Here is an 18,892-nt window from a genome sequence, read left to right on the forward strand (position 1 = left end):
CGCCGTGCCGGAGTTGCCCGATCTGACCGCCGTCGAACTGGCCGCGCGGTACCGCGCAGGGACGCTGTCGCCGGTCGAGGTCACCGAAGCGGTCCTCGCCCGTGTCGAAGCGCGCGAACCCGAACTGCACGCCCTCTACGCGTATGACCCGAGCGGCGCGCGCGAAGACGCGAAGGCGTCCGAAAGCCGTTGGCACGCCGGGGAACCGCTCGGCCCGATCGACGGCGTTCCCTTGACCCTCAAGGAGAACATCGCGACCCGCGGCACGCCGGTCCCGCTCGGCACGGCCGCCACCTCGCTGGAACCCGCTTTGGCCGACGCGCCTGCCGCTGCTCGCGTGCGTGAGTCCGGCGGGGTCCTGCTGGGCAAGACGACCATGCCGGACTACGGGATGCTGACGTCCGGGCTGTCGAGTTTCCACCCCGCGGCGCGGAATCCGTGGGACACCGCGCGCACGCCCGGCGGCTCCAGCGCGGGCGCCGGTTCGGCGGCCTCCGCCGGTTACGGCCCGCTGCACGTCGGCACCGACATCGGCGGCTCGATCCGGCTGCCCGCCGGCTGGTGCGGCCTCGTCGGGCTGAAGCCGAGTTTCGGCCGGGTGCCGGTGGATCCGCCGTTCCTCGGCCGCGTCGCCGGTCCGATGACGCGGACCGTCGCCGACACCGCGCTGCTGATGAGCGTTCTGTCCGGTGTGGACGGTCGCGACCACCTTTCGCTGCCGCCGTCGGCGCTCGACTGGACTTCGTTGTCCGGCGAGGTCAAGGGACTGCGGATCGGACTGCACCTCGACCCGGGCGTCGGGCTCCCGGTCTCGCCCGAGACGATCGGTGCTGTTACCGAAGCCGCGCGGCTGTTCGAGGCCGCAGGTGCGGTGGTGGAGCCGGTTTCGTCTTTCCTGCGCCGCGAGATGCTCGACGGCCTCGACACCTTCTGGCGCGTCCGCGCCTGGTCGGACATGTCGGTGCTGCCCGAAGAGCGCCGCGCGAAAGTGCTGCCGTACATCGCCGGCTGGGCCGCCGGCGGCGCCGACGTCACCGGTGTCGATGCCTACCGCGGCTTCGCGCAGATCGACGCCATCGCCGTCGCGACCCTGCGTGAGACCGAACGCTTCGACGTCGTCCTGTCGCCGACCTGCCCTGTCCCGGCCCCACCCGCCGACTGGCCCTCGCCGACCAACGACCCGCGCCGCCCGTTCGAGCACATCGCGTTCACCGTGCCGTACAACATGTCCGGCCAGCCCGCGGTCTCGATCAACTGCGGCTACACGAGCGACGACCAGCCCATCGGCCTCCAGATCAGCGGCCGCCGCTTCGCCGACCTCGACGTCCTTCGCGTCGCTGCCGCCTACGAAACCCTTCGCCCCACACCGCGCCCCTGGCCCTGCTAGCTCAGGCGAGCATCTAGATGCGTGAGCCAGGAGTCCAGGTGGGGGCAACGCGCACGGAGTGCGTCGATGCCCAGATCAGCTATGACCAAGGGGCCGTCACTCGTTTTCGAGTAGCTGGCGCAGTAACGAGCGAGACGTTTCGAAGGTGCTGTACCCAGGCCATCGTTCACCAGCTCGGGGCCGCCCGCGTCTTCCACGTCCTTCAGAACTCGTCGCGTGAGGTCGTTGCCGGAAAACAGCCAGCCAAGCTGCTCCGCCCGGGGCTGTCGGCGGGAAACCCGTAGTAGTCGAACAAGGTGGTGAGGGTGTGGATGTCGGTGTTCCGCAGCAATAACCTGATTTCACGGTCAAGCTTGGCCCAGCTGCTCACGCCGCCGTGACTGGCAGGTCCAGTGGTGGACCTCTTGGTGGTCACGATCGACTTCGTGATCGTCCAGCCCCGGTCCTGCAGATACGGTTCCAGGACATTGTTGACCACTGTTTCTTCGGTCTGCCCTTCGAGCAGCAGGTGCAGATGTCGATATTCGGTCGTCATCCGCGGTTGCTTTCCTCCCGGACAGGGCGTCCGCCGAGCAGGTTCTTCTCCCAAAGCTCGCCGAGTGAATATTCGGCAAGCCAGCCTTCCAACGTGGAGAGATCGGGCCGAGCGAATTCGGAGGCGCCTGCCTTGCGCTCGACCACTATCAGGTCGCCGACCTCGAACTGGTTCATGAGGGTCACGGACTGGGTGGCAATGAGTACTTGGCTGCGTCGCGATGCTTGGCTCAGTAGGTCGGCGAGCTGAACGATCGCGTAGGGATGGAGTCCGAGTTCGGGTTCATCCAGTACGACAAGGCCCGGTAGTTCTGGTTGCAGCAGCAGTGTCGCCAGGCAGACGAATCGAAGCGTTCCGTCCGACATTTGATTGGCCGAAAAGACCGCGTCCGATTCTTGCTGTTGCCAGCGCAAGATGATTCGGTCGTTTTGATCGGGCTTGAGGACGAAATCCCGAAAAAAGGGTGCCACAAGTCGGATTGCACCAGTTATCCGTCGGTATGCGGAGCGTTCGGCCGAATTATCGCTTCTCTGTAAGCGGTAGAGGTAAGCGGCGAGGTTTCCGGCGTCGTTCCGCAAACTCAAGTCGTCTACCGTCGGGACCATGCGCTTGACCGGCGCGTCGGCACTGGTGTCGTGAAAGTGGTAGACCTTGCAGCCTCGAAGGAGGTCGATGAAACGGGACGCGCTCCGGCCCGGCTTCCTGTCGGTCGCATCCGGTAGCCGCGTTTCCCGATGGCCACGCCCGAGCGACTGGCCGTAGGGCTGGTGGTCCTCCCCTGATCGGGAGTACATGGTCTCTGATTCGAAGACCAGTTCGTCACGGGTTGCCGGGACCAGACTGGCTTCGTAGGAGTAGGCCTCAGCTTCCAGCTCAAGGTGTATCCGGGGCTGTGAGTCGCCTACGGTGAGAAGTGCTGACGCGCCGCCGTTGAGGCCGACGAACAACCCTAGTTCGCCTTCGACGATTCGCCCCAGCAACTCGAGCGCATGGACGAAGTTGCTCTTGCCTGCGCCGTTCGCGCCGATCAGTACGTTCATCGCGCCCAGCTCGACGCGCGCCGAACGGATCGAGGTGAAACCCTCGATCTCGATCGACGTCAGCCGCTGTTGGGTCATGGGTACAGCTTAGGCAAGTGTCCATATGAGTTGACAGCTTGCGGTCGTTCGTGTCGCCAACTACCGCATCCAGAGGACGAAATGCGTCAGCCGGCGATCGCGTCGGCCAGCGCCAGGATCCGCTGCGCGTTCTCCACGTGCAGGTTCTCGATCATCCGCCCGTCCACGGTCACGACGCCCTGCCCGGCCGCCTGCGCCTCCTCGAACGCCGAGATGATCTTGCGCGACCGCGCGATCTCCTCCTCCGACGGCGCGAAGATCCGGTTGCACGGCTCCAGCTGCGCCGGGTGGATCAGGGTCTTGCCGTCGAACCCGAACTGGCGTCCCTGCAGGCACTCCGCCTCGAAGCCTTCGAGGTCCTTCACGTCGTTGTAGACGCCGTCGAGGATCGCCTTGCCGGTCGCCCGCGCGGCCAGCAGCGCCAGGGAAAGCCCGCCCAGCAGCGGCGCGCGGCCGGGGACGAACTCGGCGTGCAGTTCCTTCGCCAGGTCGTTCGTGCCCATGACCAGCACGGTCAGCCGCTCGGACGCCGCGGCGATCTCTTCGGCGTGCAGCATCGCGACCGGGGTTTCGACCATCGCCCAGATCTTCGTGTGGTCGGGCGCGCCGCCGAGTTCCAGGGCGCGTTCGATGTTGTGCACCTCGGCGGCGGAGTTCACCTTCGGGACCACGATCGCGGCCGGACCTGCCTGCGCGGCGGCCCGGAGATCCGCGTCGTGCCATTCGGTGTCGAGGCCGTTGACGCGGATGGTCACCTCGCGCGAGCCGTACTCCTTCGACGAAGCGGCGGCGCAAACGCGTTCACGTGCGGCTTCCTTCGCATCGGGCGCGACGGCGTCTTCGAGGTCGAGGATGAGCGCGTCCGCGTCGAGCGTCTTCGCCTTTTCCAGCGCTCTTTCGTTGGCGCCGGGCATGTAGAGGACGGAACGTCGGGGGTTCATGCGGAAGCCTCCTTGGTCGCTGCGTCGTAGGCAGCGGCGAGTTCGGGGTCGTCGGCGGCCAGGGCGTCGGCGAGTTCGGCGACCACCCGGCACTGCTTCACCGAAGCGTCGTCCTGCATCTTGCCGTCGATCATCACGGCGCCGGTGCCGTCGCCCATCGCGGCGATCACGCGCCGCGCCCACGCCACATCCTCGGGAGCGGGTGAGAACACCTTCTTGGCGATGTCGATCTGCACGGGGTGCAGGCTCCAGGCACCCACGCAGCCGAGCAGGAACGCGTTGCGGAACTGGTCTTCGCAGGCCACGACGTCGCGGATGTCGCCGAACGGCCCGTAGAACGGCAGGATCCCGTTCGCCGCGCAGGCGTCGACCATCCGCGCGACGGTGTAATGCCACAGGTCCTGCTGATACGTCGTGCGTCCCTCGGTCAGGTCTTCACCGGTCGGGTCGGTGCGCACCAGGTAACCGGGGTGCCCGCCACCCACTCGGGTGGTCTTCATCCGGCGGCTTGCGGCGAGGTCGGCCGGGCCGAGCGAAATGCCCTGCATCCGGGGGCTCGCGCCGGCGATCTCTTCGACGTTCGCGACGCCGCTGGCGGTTTCCAGGATCGCGTGCACCAGCAGCGGTTTCGTCAGCCCGGCCCGCGCTTCGAGCTGCGCGAGCAACCTGTCGACGTAGTGGATGTCCTGCGCGCCTTCGACCTTCGGCACCATGATCACGTCGAGTTTGTCGCCGATCTCGGTGACCAGCGTGATCAGGTCGTCGAGCACCCACGGCGAGTCGAGGCTGTTGACGCGGGTCCACAGCTGCGTCTTGCCGAAGTCGGTCGCCTTCGCGATGGCGACGAGCCCGTTCCGCGCGGCCTCCTTGCGGTCGGCGCGCACGGCGTCCTCGAGGTTGCCGAGCAGGACGTCGACCTTCTTGGCAAGATCCGGGACCTTGGCGGCCATCTTCTCGTTGCTGGGGTCGAAGAAGTGGATCATCCGCGAAGGAGGCACGGGGATCTGGCGGAGCGGTTCCGGCGCTCCCACCGCGAGCGGGGCGAAGAAATCCTTCGGCGAACGCATCGTTCCTCCATCGCGACGAGGCTAAGTGACCGACGAGTAACCCTAAACCCGGAAGGTGGGGAACCGCTGCGGCGCAGCTCACCTCCAAGGGGACACGATCGGGAATCGCGGAGGAATCTGTGGACGACTGGGCCTTGCCGGGTTTCACCGAGATGGGATCGCTGGGCGAAGGCGGATTCGGACGGGTCGTACTGGCCCGGCACGATGAATCCGCGCAGGTCGTGGCCATAAAATACCTGTACACGAGGTTCGCCGCCGACCCGCGGAGGCTGGCCGAATTCCGCCATGAGGCCCACGTCCTGAGCCGCGTTTCGGGGCCTCACATCGCCCGTCTGCACCAGTTCGTGGAGACCTCACAAGGTGCCGCCATCATCATGGAAGCGGTTCACGGAATCTCCCTGAAAGAGATCCTCGGCCGCCAGGAGAAGCTCGAACCCGAAGCCGCGCTGGCCATCCTCAAGGGCTCGCTGCTCGGCCTCGCCGGCGCGCACGCCGCGGGCACCGTCCATCGCGACTACAAACCGGCCAACGTCCTGGTCACCCGGGACGGTCAGAGCAAGCTCGTCGACTTCGGCATCGCCGTGCTCGCCGGGCAGACCGGTGTCGCCGCGGGCACACCCGCCTACATGGCGCCCGAGCAGTGGTCCGGCGGGATCGCCACCCCCGCGACCGACGTCTACGCCGCGACCTGCGTGTTCTTCCAGTGCGTCGCCGGGCACAAGCCGTACGAGGCCGAACAGACCGAAGTGCTGCGCACGCTGCACGAATACGCCCCGATCCCGTTCGGCGAGGTCCCCGAACCGGTCCGCGACCTGATCGCGCGCGGCATGGCGAAGGACGTCACCCAGCGGCCGTCGGGAGCGGCCGAGTTCATCGCCGAACTGGAGTCGTCCGCCAGGAGGGCCTACGGCGAAGACTGGGAGCGCAACGGCTGGCACTGGCTCGCCAAGGGCGCCGGTGTCCTGGTCGCCCTTTCCCCGCTGGCCCTGCTCGGCGCCGGGACCGCCGCCGCGCCGGTCATCGCGGGCGGCGCGGCGGGCGGGGTCGCGGCGACCACCGGCGGCGGGATCGCGGTCGGCCTCAAGGTGACCGCCGCGATCGCCGCCGTCACCGCGGCCGCCGTCGGCACCGTCGTGGTGGTCAACGCCAACAGCGACGACGATCCGCCGACCACGACCCTCTCCGCGATGCAGGTCGACCTCCTCACCCGCACCGAGAAGTTCGACGGCTTCGACTACAACGGCAAGTACGTCCGGATCAGCGGGCTGAAGGACAAGGCCGCCGAGGAGCGGGTCAACAAGGCGCTGATGGCGCCGATCGACGGCTGGCTCGAGAACTTCTGGCCCGACAGCTACCAGCCGCAGCGCGAACCCGACGGCGACATCCCGCACATGAAGACCGAGGCCGAGATCCTGCGCAAGGACGACAAGCTGGTCTCGGTCGTCTACAAACGCTCGATCGACTCCACCCAGTTCGGCAACCACGGCGGGTTCAGCGTCCGCCCGATCGTCATCGACCTGACCAAGGGCGAGCAGATCTCCAGCGCTCATCTCTTCGACAACGTCGACGGCACCGCCGCGCGGATGCGGATGCTCGAAGACCGGCTCCTCGACTCGGCGAGGCCGGGCGACTGCCTCGCCGACAAGCCGACCTCGCCCGAACACCTCCCGGCGACGGCGCTTTCGGCGCGGTACACCTTCGACTACGACTCCATCCTGCAGGCGGCGCCCACGGCCAACGGCATGCGGTTCTACGTCTACGGCTCGGCGCTCGGCTACCCGCGCGTCTGCGATCCGACCGAGGTCACCACCGAATACACTCGCCTGCTCGACCTGATGAGCCCTTCGATGACGAACCTGCTCGGCCTCGCCGGCGGCGGCACGCAGGGCAAACGGACCAAAGAGGACAACGTCGGCGCCTTCACCATCACCACACCGGAGAAGTGGTTGCTGCTCTCCAGCGCGCCCATCGAGCGCTACCTGGTGACCGCCGATCAGTGCTCGAACACCGGGATGCAGCCGTTCCACTGCGCGGGCGTCGTCTTCAGCGACAACTCGCGCGTCGACGCGGCCACCCCGGCGTACGAACCGGGCAAGCCGTACAACCGGTCCAACGGCCCGCGTCCGTGTCATTCCGTCGGGGCACCGGGCGAATCGCAGGGATCACCCATCTCGCAGAAGAAGGAGCTTCGACCGATCGGGACCAAGAAGGCCGCTTACGAAGAGTGGCGGCTGACGTGTTCCGGAGGCGGCGCGGTCACCCAGCGAGTGTGGTTCCTGCCGAAAACGCAGCTCGTGATCGTGGACGAATGGAACACTCCAGGCCTCGACAAAATCCTGGAAGAGGCGCGGTGGAACTAACTGACGAGTGGAGACTGCCCGGCTTCACCGAGCTGGAGCAGCTCGGCACGGGCACCTTCGGCCGCGTGGTGCTCGCACGCCAGGACAACACCGGTCACGTCGTCGCGATCAAGTACCTCTTCTCCCGCTTCGCCGCCGAGCCCGCCTACCTCGACGCGTTCCGCCAGGAGGCGCTGGCGCTGCACCGCGTCGTGAGCCCGCACGTCGTGAAGCTGCACGAATTCTTCGAGACGCCGCAGGGCGCGGCGATCGTGATGGAGGCGATCAACGGCGTCTCACTGCGCTCGGTGCTCCGGGCCGAAGGCGCTCTCGAACCTGAAGCCGCCCTCGCGGTACTGAAAGGCTCGCTGCTCGGGTTGGCCGCGGCGCACTCCGCCAACGTCGTCCACCGGGACTACAAACCGGCCAACGTCCTCGTCGCCGACACCGGCGAGAGCAAGCTGGTCGACTTCGGCACGGCTGTCCTGGCAGGTGAACGGGGCCCGTCCGTCGGCACGCCCGCGTACATGGCGCCCGAGCAGTGGTCCGGCGGGCAAGCCACTCCGGCGACCGACGTCTATGCCGCGACCTGCGTGTTCTTCCAATGCGTCGCCGGTCATCGCCCGTACGAGGCGGAACAGACCGAGGTGCTGCGCACGCTGCACGAACACGCGCCCATCCCGTTCGGTGAAGTCCCCCAGCCGGTGCACGAGATCGTCGCGGCGGGGATGGCGAAGGACCCGTCGAAACGGCCTGTCGACGCGCTCACGTTCGTCGGCGAACTGGAACGCGTCGCCCGCGCGGGGTACGGCGAAGACTGGGAGCGCAAGGGCTGGTCACGGCTGGCGAAGGCGACGGGCGTGCTCGCCGCGGCGACGCCGTTGGTCCTGCTCGGCGCCGGGACGGCGGCCGCTCCCGGGGTCGCCGCCGCCGGAACGGGCGCGGTGGCCGCGTCGACGGGCGGGATCGCGGCCGGACTGAAGATCGCCATCGGCGTCGTCGCGGCGACGGCCGCCGTGGTCGGCTCGGTGGTCGTGTTCTCCGACGCGAGCACCCCGCCGCCATCGCCGCCGACCACCCAGCAGGCCGTCGCGCTCAAGGTCGCCTTGAAGGACCGCTCCGGGACGGTGCCCGGCACGACCCTCCAGTTCCGCGGGCAGTACCCCGAGGTGACCGGCGGACCCGATCAAGCCTGGTCGAAACGGGTCAACGACGCGCTGACCGCGCCGATCGACGACTGGAACCGGGAGACCGGGCCGGGCGCGGCGAAGCTGGCCGCCGAACACGGCGGCGGCCCGTACGTCCTCACCACCAAGGTCGACGTGCGGATGCAGAACGAGAAGTACCTCTCGGTCGCCTACGAACACGGCCTCGACAACGCCCCCCACCCGACGTGGAACTTCGGCCGCTCCAGCGTGCTGATCGACCTCACGAGCGGCGCCGCGGTCGCGCCCGCGGACCTGTTCCGCCCCGGGATGTTCTCCGACCAAGGCATGCTGACACTCAGCGACCTGCTCTGGCCCGATCACAACCAAGGCTGCGCGCTCACCACCTGGACGCCGATCAAACCGGCCGACCTGGCCGGACCGGGGGAGCTCAAGGTGTTCCCGGCCTTCACCCCCGCCGAAGTCGAACTCACGATCAACTTCAACCGGCTCGGTTTCGAGACCGCCTGCGGCGTCCAGACGATGAAGCTGCCCTACGACAAGCTCTCCGACCTGCTGAAACCCGAACTCGTCGCGGGGCTGGCCGGCGGAAAGGCGATCAACGGGACGTCGTCCGCCCCGCCGGCGCAAGACCTCACCGACGTCTCGGCGGGCGCGCTGACCCTCCATCTGCCGCAAGGCTGGACCGTGGTCTCGCAGGGGCTGGAGAAGGTGCTCGTCGCTTCGGGCTGCCCGGACCCCAAGAAGTACTTCAACTGCAAGTACGTCCTCCTCACCGACAACACCCGGCAGTCCGCCGAGCAGCCGCCGTATCAGCCAGGCGGCTTCTACCGGCGCAGCGCGGGCGGCCGGGCCTGCAACGCCGCCGGCCGCAAGGACCTCCGCCAGGAGGGTGACGCCGTGCGGACGGTTTCCACCACCGCACCGCTGGGCGGGGCGACGGCGACCTACGAGGAGTGGACGATCCAGTGTGTTCCTCGTGGACAGACGGGCGGAAGCGGCGAGACTCAAGTGACCCAGCGGATCTGGTTCGTCGCGGACAGGCAAGTCGTGGTGATGGACGAATGGCGGACTCCGGGCATCGAAGATCTCCTCGGCTCCGCGACGATCTCTTGACCTGACCTGCGATGGTCCACAGTGGAATGAGTATTCACTGGGCTGAATGGCCTAACGATTTGCTTCCCTTGCCGCGCCTGTGTTCGGTGGCGGCCAGTCCGTACCCGTGACCGTTCGGAGCCATCCGGTAACACCACTTACCTCGCTCTCACTCGGTTGGCGGCACGGTCGGACTGAAGTCCGGCGACCGCCTACCGACCGGTCACCGATGACAAGGCGCCGCCGATCGCAGCCACTCCCGTTGTCCGGCGCCGCCGCCACCCTGCCCTGTTAGACAGGTCATGTGCCGCTTCCACCGAGGTGGCACGGGATACCGAGTCATCGCAAACAGGGCCTTAGGGAAACCAGGTTCGAAGGAGGCGGAACGTGGCGGCTACACCGAATATGGAGAGCTCGACGGTCGCCGGTGGCGCGAAGCGCAGCCGGTCACTGCCGAGCCGGGTGGTGCCGCCGATCGAACTGCCCGCGAGCGTCGAGGAGCTTTCGCGCAAGGCGGCGGCCCTGCTCGGCTGGAACGGCATCGTCTTGCCGGAGACCACCGTGCTCGGCCGCAAGATCTGCGTGGTCGCCCGGCTCCGCACCGACGTGCACGCGGAGCGCATCGCGATGGGCATGGGTCCCGTCGTCGATCGCGCCACCGTCGACACCTGGACATGGCCAGAGCTGGCCGCGACCGCACCCGCGCCGGCCGCCGAGATCATCGGTGTCCTCGCGGTCGCCCGGCACTGGCGCACCGCGATGGCCTCAGCGGTCCCGTTCGCGCGTTACGGCGAGGCCGCGATGGTGCTCCCATCGCCAGCCGTACTGACGGAAGACTACGTCGGCAACTGCCTGCCGCGTGCCCGCGCCTACGGGCTCGGCATCGTCACCGCCGACCCCAACGCGGTGACCGACCTCGACCTCGAGGGCCACAACGAGCGCATGATCCTGGACGAGGACCCGGTCTCGCGCCTGGTCAACGAGATCGTCTACGACCAGCTGCTGCGCGGCACCGAGCTCGCTGCCGAAGTGGACTGAACCGGCTACCGTCGGGTCCATGCGAGTAGTCATTGCGGGTGGACACGGACAGATCGCGCTGAAGCTGGAGAAGCTCCTCTCTTCGCGCGGTGATCAGGCGGTGGGGATCGTGCGCAATCCCGGCCACGTCGCAGATCTCGAGGCCGCCGGTGCCGAAGCCGTCGTCCTCGATCTGGAAAAGTCCGATGTGGACGCCGTCGCCAAGGTGCTCGACGGTGCCGACGCCGCGATCTTCGCGGCGGGCGCCGGGCCCGGCAGCGGCACGGACCGCAAGGACACTGTGGACAGAGCGGCCGCGGAACTCTTCGCGGCGGCGTCGGTGCAGGCGGGCGTGCGGCGGCACATCCAGGTCGGGTCCATGGGAGCCGACAAATGGGAGACAGCGGACGTCCCGGACGATTTCCGGATCTACCTCAAGGCCAAGAAAGCGGCCGAGGACGATCTGCGCGCCCGCGATCTCGACTGGACGATCTTGCGGCCGGGACAGCTCACGAACGACGAAGGCACCGGACGGATCCTGATCGCCGAATCCACCGGACGCGGGCCCATTCCCCGCCAGGACGTCGCCGCGGTCCTCGTCGCGTTGCTCGACCATCCGTCCACGGCGCGCCGCGTCCTCGAAGCGATCTCGGGTGATACTGCTATCTCTCAGGCCGTTTCCGCTCTGTGAAATCCCCTGTCCTGGCTAGTGTGTGGACGTAATCCGTCAGTTAAGTGAACGGAGTAGGTCCTTGCGCGAGGACATCGCGGTTTTCAGCGGTAGCGCACATCCCGAGCTCGCCGAAGAGATCTGTGCCCATCTCGGTGTCCCGCTGCATCCCGTGCGGGTGCAGCGGTTCGCCAACGACTGCCTCGAAGTCCAGCTCGAGGCGAATTGCCGCGAGCGCGACGTCTTCCTGATCCAGCCACTGGTGCGGCCGGTGCAGGAGAATCTCGTCGAACTGCTGCTGATGCTGGACGCCGCACGGGGCGCGTCGGCGAAGCGGATCACCGTCGTCATGCCGCACTACTCGTACGCGCGGTCGGACAAGAAGGACGCGCCGCGGATCTCGATCGGCGGCCGTCTCGTCGCCGACCTCATGGCGACCGCCGGCGCCGATCGCGTCCTCGCGATGACCCTGCACTCGCCGCAGGTGCACGGCTTCTTCAGCGTCCCGGTCGATCACCTGCACGCGTTGCAGGAACTGGCGAAGCACTTCCGCCAGTACGACCTCTCCGCGACCACCGTCGTTTCGCCGGATCTCGGCAACGCCAAGGAAGCCGCGCATTTCGCACGGCTGCTCGGCGTTCAGGTCGCCGCAGGTGCGAAGCAGCGATTCGCCGACGACAGGGTCGAGATCAGCTCGGTGATCGGTGAGATCACCGGCCGCGACGTGATCGTCCTCGACGACGAGATCGCCAAGGGCAGCACGGTGCTCGAACTGCTGTCGAAGTTGCGGGAGCTGAAGCCGCGCTCGATCCGCGTCGCCTGCACGCACGGGCTGTTCTCCAGCGGCGCGCTGAAGCGGATCGGCGAGCAGGACGACGTGCTGGAGATCGTCTGCACCAACACGGTGCCGATCCCGCCGGAGGAGCAGAGCCCGAAGCTGCGGGTCCTGTCCATCGCGCCCGCGCTGGCGGAGGCGATGCGGCGGATCCACAACGGAGAATCCGTCAGCGCACTCTTTGAAACGGCTTAAACGGTTCCGAGGACCCGGTCGAGGTAGGTGTTCGTGAAGACCCCGGCCGGGTCCACCTCCTTGCGGACCCGCAGGAAGTCGTCGAACCGCGGGTACCGCGAGCGCAGCGTCGCGGCGTCGAGGTCGTGCATCTTGCCCCAGTGCGGGCGGCCGCCGACCTCGCCGACGATCGACGCGAATCCGGCGAAGTACTCGCGGTAGGGCATGCCGAGGAACTGGTGGATCGCGATGTAGGCCGAGTCGCGGCCGTTCGCGGTCGAGAGCCAGATGTCGTCCGCGGCGGCGACGCGCACCTCGACCGGGAACATCACCGGGTTCTCCAGCTTCGGCACCAGCGCGCGGAGTTCGGCGAAGACGTCGAGCAGCGATTCGCGGGGGACCGCGAACTCCGACTCGACGAACCGGACACCGCGATGGGTCACGAAGACGCGATGCGAGGTGTCGCTGTAGTCGCGGGCGGAGAGGACGTTCGAGGCGAACTTGCCGAGCGGCCGCACGAGTTTCGGCACCGCGCGGCCGAGACGGCACAGGCCGCCGAACGCGAGGTTCTCCGTGACCTCGTAGTCGACGAATTCCTTCACCTTGCTCAGCGGGCGGCGTTCACTGCCCGCCGGCAGCCGGTTGTTGCGCTTGACCAGGGCGTTCTTGCCGTACGGGAACCAGTAGAACTCGAAGTGGTCGTTCTCGTCGGCGAACTGGTCGAAGCCTTCGAGGACCTGTTCGAGGGGTTCCGGCCGCTCCTGGGCGGAGAGCAGGAACGACGGTTCACACTGCAGGGTGACCGTGCTGATGACGCCGAGCGCGCCGAGGCCGACCCTCGCGGCGGAGAAGAGATCGGGGCGTTCGTCGGCCGAACAGGTGACCACGGTGCCGTCGGCGAGCACGAGTTCGAGCGCGGCGATCTGGGTGGCGATCCCGCCGAGGCGGGCGCCGGTGCCGTGGGTGCCGGTCGAAATCGCGCCCGAGACGGTCTGCGCGTCGATGTCGCCGAGGTTGGTCATCGCCAGCCCGAGCGCGTCGAGTTCGGCGTTGAGCTGCTTGAGCGTGGTGCCCGAGCGGACCGTGACCAGGCCTTTCGCGACGTCGGCCGACGCGATGCCGGTCCAGCCGGTCAGCTCCATGGCGTCCGAATCCGCCGCGGCGATGGCCGTGAACGAGTGGCCGCTGCCCAGCGGGCGCAGACGCCGTCCGTCCGCGGCGGACCGGCCGATCGCCTCGGCGATCTCCTCCGTGCCGCGCGGCCGGTGCACGCGCAGGGGTGAGGCCGCCGCGGTTCCGGCCCAGTTGGTCCACCGAGTCATGCGCCACCCGTTCCGTGAGCTTCTGCCCTTGAGATGTGCGAGTGCCGAAACAGTAAGTGAATAGTATTCGCGTTTCAAGCCCTTCTGTCGTACCTTAGTTCGGGTGACCAGTGCGACGGTGTACGACTTGGCGACGAAGGACCTGGATCCTCCGTTCGCGGTAGTCGACTTGGATGCGTTCGACGCGAACGGCGCCGACCTGCTGCGGCGGGCGAACGGCAAACCGATCCGCGTGGTCAGCAAGTCCGTCCGCTGCCGATACCTGCTCGAACGGGTGCTCGCGCGGCCCGGCTTCGAAGGCCTCATGTGCTACTCGCTCGCCGAAGCCGTCTGGCACGTCGAGCAGGGGACGTCCGAGGACATCGTGGTGGCGTACCCGACCGCCGACCACGGCGCGCTGCGGCGGCTGGCGGCGAACGACCGCGCGCGGGCGGCGATCTCGATCATGGTCGATTCGCCCGAACACCTCGACCTGGTCGACGCCGCGCTGGGGCAGGGGCATCCGGAAATCCGTGTCTGTCTCGAACTCGACGCTTCGTGGCGGCCGCTGCCCGGGGTGCACATCGGCACCCGGCGCTCGCCGGTGTTCAGCCCGCGGCAGGCCGCGGATCTGGCGCGGACAATCTTGTCGCGCAAGGGTTTCCGGCTCGTCGGGATGATGGCGTACGAGGGCCAGATCGCCGGGCTCGGCGACTCGGCGGGCAGCGGCGTCAAGAACTCGGTCATCGGCTGGATGCAGCGGAAGTCCATTGTGGAAATCGCGAAGCGCCGCGCGGCAGCGGTTCGCGCCGTTCGGGCGTTGGCGGATCTGGAGTTCGTCAACGGCGGTGGCAGCGGCAGCGTGGAATCGACCGGCGCGGAAGCGGCCGTCACCGAAATCGCGGCGGGCTCGGGCCTGATCGGGCCGACGCTTTTCGACGGCTACGCGCACTTCTCGCCGCGCCCGGCCGCGATGTTCGCGCTCCCCGTGGTCCGACGTCCGGCGCCGAAGGTCGCGACACTCTTTTCCGGCGGCTACATCGCTTCTGGCCCAACGGAGTCTTCGCGACAGCCGACGCCCTACCTGCCCGAAGGTCTCTCGCTGCTCGGCTTCGAAGGCGCGGGCGAAGTCCAAACCCCCGTCTCCGGCGACGCCGCCCGCCACCTGCGGCTGGGCGACCGAGTCTGGCTGCGCCACGCGAAAGCCGGCGAACTCGCCGAACGCTTCACGCACTACCACGTCGTCATCGGCGACCGGGTCGACCGGACCGTCCCCACCTACCGAGGGGAGTCCCAAAACTTCGGCTGACCCGCGAACCCCACCCCCCACCCATCCGTGGGGGGCGCGCCCTGCACCAGCGTAGCGGGAGGGGGTGTCGGCGAGTGGGGTTCCGAGGGCTGAGGGGCGAGGTTGTCCACAACTGTGGGTGGGTGTGGACAGCTTGTGTGGATAACTGGATAAGGCCAGGTCAGAGTGAGCAGAGGCGTGGCTGGTGGGAGCTGTGTGACTGGTGAGGCTTCGGAACCGGGCATCGGTGGACACGAATGGAGCAAGGGGGATCCGCCGGTGACGGCAAGGCCACCTTCAGGACGTTGAGCGTCCTGAAGGTGGCCTTCGCGACGTCCGGGCGGCGAGCATCGAGTCCATAGTGGATGGACGTGGGGAAGGCGTCCTTCGCCGCATCGGACGTGGCGAAAGCGTCTGTCAGGCCTCCCCGAACTTGCTCGCCAGGTATCCCTTCACCACCGACTTCGCCTCCGCCACGATCCGCTCGTCCCCTCGCGGGTCGCGACGGAAAGCCAGCTTCAGCAGCGCGTCCGCGGTCTCGTTCGCGATCGTCAGCGCGAACCGGATGTCGTCCAGCGGCGACGGGATCCGCGCCGAAAGGATGTCGGTGAGCGCGTCGACGATGACGGCGTTGTTGTCCCGGGTCTCGTCCAGGAGCTGCCGGTCCACGACGTCACCGAAGTGGACCTTCGAGAATCCCGGGACCTCGCGGTGCATCGCGAGATAGATGTCGAGGATCGAATCCACGACGTCCCACCAATGCTCGGGTGCGAGCTCGTTCAGGGTTTCGGACACCGAGGCGACGAACCGTTCGAGATTGCGCTGCGTCAGCGCCTGCACCACGGCCCGTTTGTCGGGGAAGAACTGGTACAGCGAACCGACGGCCACCCCGGCGCGCTTCGCGATCAGTGTGGTCGTCAGTGCGTCGTAACCGAGCTCGTCGATCAGCTGCGCGCTGGCGTCGAGCATCTGCTCCACCCGCTTGGCACTGCGTTGCTGAACGGGCTGCCGCCGGAGCGGAGTCGTCTCCGCTTGAGGTTTCGCGGCCTGGATGTCGGACACTCGGGCTCCTCCTTCGCTGATCTGCGACTTTATCGTGCCGACGGGGTTCCCCACGGTCGAGTGAAGGCATAGTATCTGAGAACTTTTCATGTTCGGCCGAGTCTGAAGAGGAAAGGTGTGCCGCCGGTGGAGAATCCGACCTTCCCGTCCGAATTCCTGTGGGGTGTTTCGACCTCCGCCTTCCAGATCGAGGGGGCGACGAGGGAGGGCGGCCGGGGACAGTCCATTTGGGACACGTTCACCGAAACGGAGGGAAAGATCGCGCGGGCCGAGCACGCCAGGGTGGCCGCCGACCACTTCCACCGCTATCGCGAGGACATCGCGCTGATGGCCGACCTCGGTGTCGGCGCGTACCGCATGTCCTTCGCCTGGCCCAGGATCCAGCCCGACGGCGAAGGCAAGCCGAACGCCGAAGGCCTTGCCTTCTATGACGAAGTGATCGACGAGGTTTGCGCCGCCGGTCTCGCGCCGACGGGAACGCTCTTCCACTGGGACCTCCCGCAGGCACTCGAAGACAAGGGCGGCTGGCTCTCCCGTGATACCGCCGAACGGTTCGCGGAGTACGCCGCCATCCTGGGCGAGCGCTTCTCCGATCGGGTGAAAATGTGGATCCCGCTCAACGAGCCCATGGTCATGTCGATCTTCGGGTACGCGATCGGCGAGTACGCCCCCGGCAAGACACTTCTGCTCGACGCCCTGCCCACCGCGCACTACCAGAATCTCGCGCACGGTCTCGCCGTCCAAGCCCTCCGCGCGAACGGCGCCCGCGGTGTCGGCACGGCCAACAACCATTCGCCGATTTGGCCCGCCTCCGATTCGCCGGAAGACAAGGCCGCGGGCGAATGGATCGACGCCCTCATTAATCGCACTTACGCAGATCCGGTGCTACTCGGCAGTTATCCCGAACAAGTCGTCGAACATCTCCCGGCGGGCTTCGCCGACGATCTGCCCACCATCGCGCAGCCGCTCGACTTCTATGGGGTGAATTACTACGAGCCGCAGGGCGTCGCCGCGCCCGGCGAGGGCAACCCGCTTCCCTTCGAGCTTCGCGCGATCGAGGGATATCCCATGACCACCAACGATTCGCCGATCGTGCCGCACGGGCTGCGCGAGCTGCTCGTCGGCTTCCACGAGCGCTACCGCGAGCACCTCCCGCCCGTCTACATCACCGAGAACGGCTGCAGTTTCGACGACGTCGTCGCCGAGGACGGGCAAGTCCACGATCCGGAGCGCATCGACTTCCTCGACAGCCACCTGGTCGCGGTACGCGAAGCGATGGACGCCGGCGTCGACATCCGCGGGTACTTCGTGTGGTCGCTGATGGACAACTTCGAATGGTCGAAGGGCTACCAGCCGCGCTTCGGCCTGGTGCACATCGACTACGAGACGCAGAAGCGGACCCCGAAGGATTCCTTCGGCTGGTACCGGGAACTGATCCGCCATGAGTGAGGTCAGGGAGCTGCCCGAGGCGCTCGCCGAGCCGGTCGCGAGGGTCCGCGCGGGCTGGATGAGCCTGCTCTTCTTCGCGAACATCGCGCTCTGGCTCGGCGTCTACGCGCCCATCCAAGTCCTGCTGCCGAAGCAGGCCGAAATACTGGACGCGGCCAACAAAGAAGCCGTCTTCAGTCTCGTCACCGGGGTCGGCGCGGTCGTCGCGCTGATCGCCAACCCCGCCGTCGGCCTGCTCTCGGACCGCACCTGTTCCGCCCGCGGCCGCCGCCATCCGTGGACGGCCGCCGGTGCGGCGGTCGCCGCGGCGGGGCTGCTCGTCCTCGGGTTCGCGCCGAACGTCGCGGTCATGGTGCTCGGCTGGTGCCTGGTCCAGGCGGGTTTGAACGGAATGCTCGCGATGCTGGTCTCCGCGATCGCGGACCGGGTGCCCGTGGCCCAGCGCGCGCAGGTCGGCGGGCTGGTCGGCATCGCCCAGATGCTCGGGACCGTGCTCGGCGCGGTGGTGGTCGTGGTGATGCTCGACCTCGCCGGTCTCCCGCTGGGCTACGCGGTGTGCGCGGCCATCGTGCTGGCGGGCGCGGCGGCGTTCGTCCTGCGCACGCCGGACGCGCGGCTGCCGGTCGCGTACCGGCCGTCCGCCCGGCTCCGGGACGTGCTCGCGAACCTGTGGATCTCCCCGCGCAGGCACCCGGACTTCGCCTGGGCGTGGGCCTGCCACTTCATGATCAACCTCGGCAACGCCTTCGGGACCCTGTACCTGCTGTTCTTCCTCAAGGACGCGGTGCACTACGAAGACCCGGACACCGGACTGCTGATCATGATGGGCTTCTACGGCGCCGCCCTCGTCGTCGGCGCGCTCCTCGCCGGGCACTTCTCCGACAAGTCCGGACGCCGCAAGCCCTACGTCTTCGCCGCGTCAGCGGTGATGGCCGTCGCCGCGCTGCTGCTGGCCGTCTGGCAGAACTGGACGGCCGCGCTCGTGGCGTCGCCGCTGCTGGGAGTCGGTTTCGGCGCGTACATGGCCGTCGCGCTGGCGATGCTCACGCAGGTCCTGCCCGCCGCGCAGGACCGGGCGAAGGACCTCGGGGTCATCAATATCGCGAACTCGCTGCCGCAGGTGGTGGCGCCGATGCTGACCGCGCCGATCTTGGCCTACCTGGGCGGGTATCCGAGCCTCTTCGCGGCTTCGGCGCTGTCCACCGTCATCGCCGCGGTGCTGGTCACGCGGGTGAAAACGGTCAGCTGACAGAAAAGTTGGAGACCGCGGACCGGTGCCGGTCGGGGGAGGGGAGTGCAACGGCACCGGCCCGCGGGGTTCGGGGGACGACAACGCGGACCTCGGGGGCAGGTATCGCGCTGCGTTCGTGATCATCAACTTAGCGACCGATTACTGCGTTCGCTAGGTGTTCTGCCGATAATTTTCGATTAATCGCGGTGGGGACCGG

The 18,892-nt window shown here is 67.8% G+C and carries 16 protein-coding genes; 9 read left to right on the forward strand and 7 right to left on the reverse strand.

All coding sequences use genetic code 11. From position 1 onward, the window contains the following. Positions 1-4: 4 nt before the first annotated feature. Positions 5-1,387 carry an amidase gene (locus tag ACFOSH_RS13405; RefSeq protein WP_378239130.1) on the forward strand — a complete coding sequence of 461 codons (1,383 nt, stop codon included), beginning with the start codon at positions 5-7 and terminating at the stop codon, positions 1,385-1,387. Here ACFOSH_RS13405 and ACFOSH_RS13410 read toward each other — a convergent pair. The 5 genes from ACFOSH_RS13410 to ACFOSH_RS13430 all read right to left on the reverse strand — a co-directional run bounded on the left by ACFOSH_RS13410 (position 1,384) and on the right by ACFOSH_RS13430 (position 5,048). Next, on the reverse strand, positions 1,384-1,584 hold the full coding sequence (locus tag ACFOSH_RS13410) for a DUF4276 family protein (protein WP_378239131.1): 201 nt from the start codon (positions 1,582-1,584) through the stop codon (positions 1,384-1,386). The genes ACFOSH_RS13405 and ACFOSH_RS13410 overlap by 4 nt on opposite strands. Before the next feature lie 5 nt (positions 1,585-1,589). Next, positions 1,590-1,922, reverse strand: a complete 333-nt coding sequence (locus tag ACFOSH_RS13415) for a DUF4276 family protein (RefSeq protein WP_378239132.1) — start codon at positions 1,920-1,922, stop codon at positions 1,590-1,592. Next, positions 1,919-3,040, reverse strand: a complete 1,122-nt coding sequence (locus ACFOSH_RS13420; RefSeq protein ID WP_378239133.1) for an AAA family ATPase — start codon at positions 3,038-3,040, stop codon at positions 1,919-1,921. The genes ACFOSH_RS13415 and ACFOSH_RS13420 overlap by 4 nt, the downstream gene beginning before the upstream one ends. A gap of 86 nt (positions 3,041-3,126) precedes the next feature. Then, on the reverse strand, positions 3,127-3,981 hold the full coding sequence (locus tag ACFOSH_RS13425; protein ID WP_378239134.1) for an HpcH/HpaI aldolase/citrate lyase family protein: 855 nt from the start codon (positions 3,979-3,981) through the stop codon (positions 3,127-3,129). Further along, positions 3,978-5,048 carry an HpcH/HpaI aldolase/citrate lyase family protein gene (locus ACFOSH_RS13430; protein WP_378239135.1) on the reverse strand — a complete coding sequence of 357 codons (1,071 nt, stop codon included), beginning with the start codon at positions 5,046-5,048 and terminating at the stop codon, positions 3,978-3,980. Before ACFOSH_RS13430 ends, ACFOSH_RS13425 begins: the two co-directional genes overlap by 4 nt. 119 nt (positions 5,049-5,167) lie before the next feature. On the opposite strand from ACFOSH_RS13430, the gene ACFOSH_RS13435 reads away from it, so the two are divergent. The 5 genes from ACFOSH_RS13435 (at position 5,168) to ACFOSH_RS13455 (ending at position 12,365) form a co-directional block, all read left to right on the forward strand. Beyond that, positions 5,168-7,408 (forward strand): serine/threonine-protein kinase, encoded by a 2,241-nt coding sequence (locus ACFOSH_RS13435; protein ID WP_378239136.1) that lies wholly within the window; start codon positions 5,168-5,170, stop codon positions 7,406-7,408. Next, positions 7,399-9,669: a protein kinase domain-containing protein gene (locus ACFOSH_RS13440; protein ID WP_378239137.1), complete on the forward strand. Its 2,271-nt coding sequence runs from the start codon at positions 7,399-7,401 to the stop codon at positions 9,667-9,669. The genes ACFOSH_RS13435 and ACFOSH_RS13440 overlap by 10 nt, the downstream gene beginning before the upstream one ends. A 366-nt stretch (positions 9,670-10,035) precedes the next feature. Beyond that, positions 10,036-10,686, forward strand: a complete 651-nt coding sequence (locus tag ACFOSH_RS13445) for a hypothetical protein (RefSeq protein WP_378239138.1) — start codon at positions 10,036-10,038, stop codon at positions 10,684-10,686. 19 nt (positions 10,687-10,705) lie between these two features. Continuing rightward, the gene (locus ACFOSH_RS13450) at positions 10,706-11,356 is read left to right on the forward strand and encodes an NAD(P)H-binding protein (protein WP_378239139.1); all 651 of its coding nucleotides are present in this window, start codon (positions 10,706-10,708) and stop codon (positions 11,354-11,356) included. A 61-nt stretch (positions 11,357-11,417) separates the two neighbouring features. Continuing rightward, positions 11,418-12,365: a ribose-phosphate diphosphokinase gene (locus ACFOSH_RS13455; RefSeq protein ID WP_378239140.1), complete on the forward strand. Its 948-nt coding sequence runs from the start codon at positions 11,418-11,420 to the stop codon at positions 12,363-12,365. Here the strand turns inward: ACFOSH_RS13455 and ACFOSH_RS13460 are convergent. Continuing rightward, positions 12,362-13,666: a D-arabinono-1,4-lactone oxidase gene (locus tag ACFOSH_RS13460; protein WP_378239141.1), complete on the reverse strand. Its 1,305-nt coding sequence runs from the start codon at positions 13,664-13,666 to the stop codon at positions 12,362-12,364. The genes ACFOSH_RS13455 and ACFOSH_RS13460 overlap by 4 nt on opposite strands. Before the next feature lie 103 nt (positions 13,667-13,769). Here ACFOSH_RS13460 and ACFOSH_RS13465 point away from each other — a divergent pair, with 103 nt between their 5' ends. Beyond that, entirely contained in the window at positions 13,770-14,954 is a 1,185-nt protein-coding gene (locus tag ACFOSH_RS13465) for an amino acid deaminase/aldolase (protein WP_378239142.1), read from the forward strand. Between the two features lie 396 nt (positions 14,955-15,350). On the opposite strand, the gene ACFOSH_RS13470 is transcribed toward ACFOSH_RS13465, so the two are convergent. After that, complete coding sequence (locus ACFOSH_RS13470) at positions 15,351-15,995, reverse strand: TetR/AcrR family transcriptional regulator (protein WP_378239143.1); 645 nt, start codon at positions 15,993-15,995, stop codon at positions 15,351-15,353. Between the two features lie 126 nt (positions 15,996-16,121). Between ACFOSH_RS13470 and ACFOSH_RS13475 the strand changes: the two genes are divergently transcribed. Both ACFOSH_RS13475 and ACFOSH_RS13480 read left to right on the forward strand, forming a co-directional pair. Next, positions 16,122-17,444 carry a GH1 family beta-glucosidase gene (locus ACFOSH_RS13475; RefSeq protein WP_378239144.1) on the forward strand — a complete coding sequence of 441 codons (1,323 nt, stop codon included), beginning with the start codon at positions 16,122-16,124 and terminating at the stop codon, positions 17,442-17,444. After that, on the forward strand, positions 17,437-18,693 hold the full coding sequence (locus ACFOSH_RS13480) for an MFS transporter (RefSeq protein WP_378239145.1): 1,257 nt from the start codon (positions 17,437-17,439) through the stop codon (positions 18,691-18,693). The genes ACFOSH_RS13475 and ACFOSH_RS13480 overlap by 8 nt, the downstream gene beginning before the upstream one ends. The last annotated feature ends 199 nt before the right edge of the window (positions 18,694-18,892 follow it).

This window comes from Amycolatopsis speibonae (genome assembly GCF_042647925.1).
Lineage (GTDB): Bacteria > Actinomycetota > Actinomycetes > Mycobacteriales > Pseudonocardiaceae > Amycolatopsis > Amycolatopsis speibonae.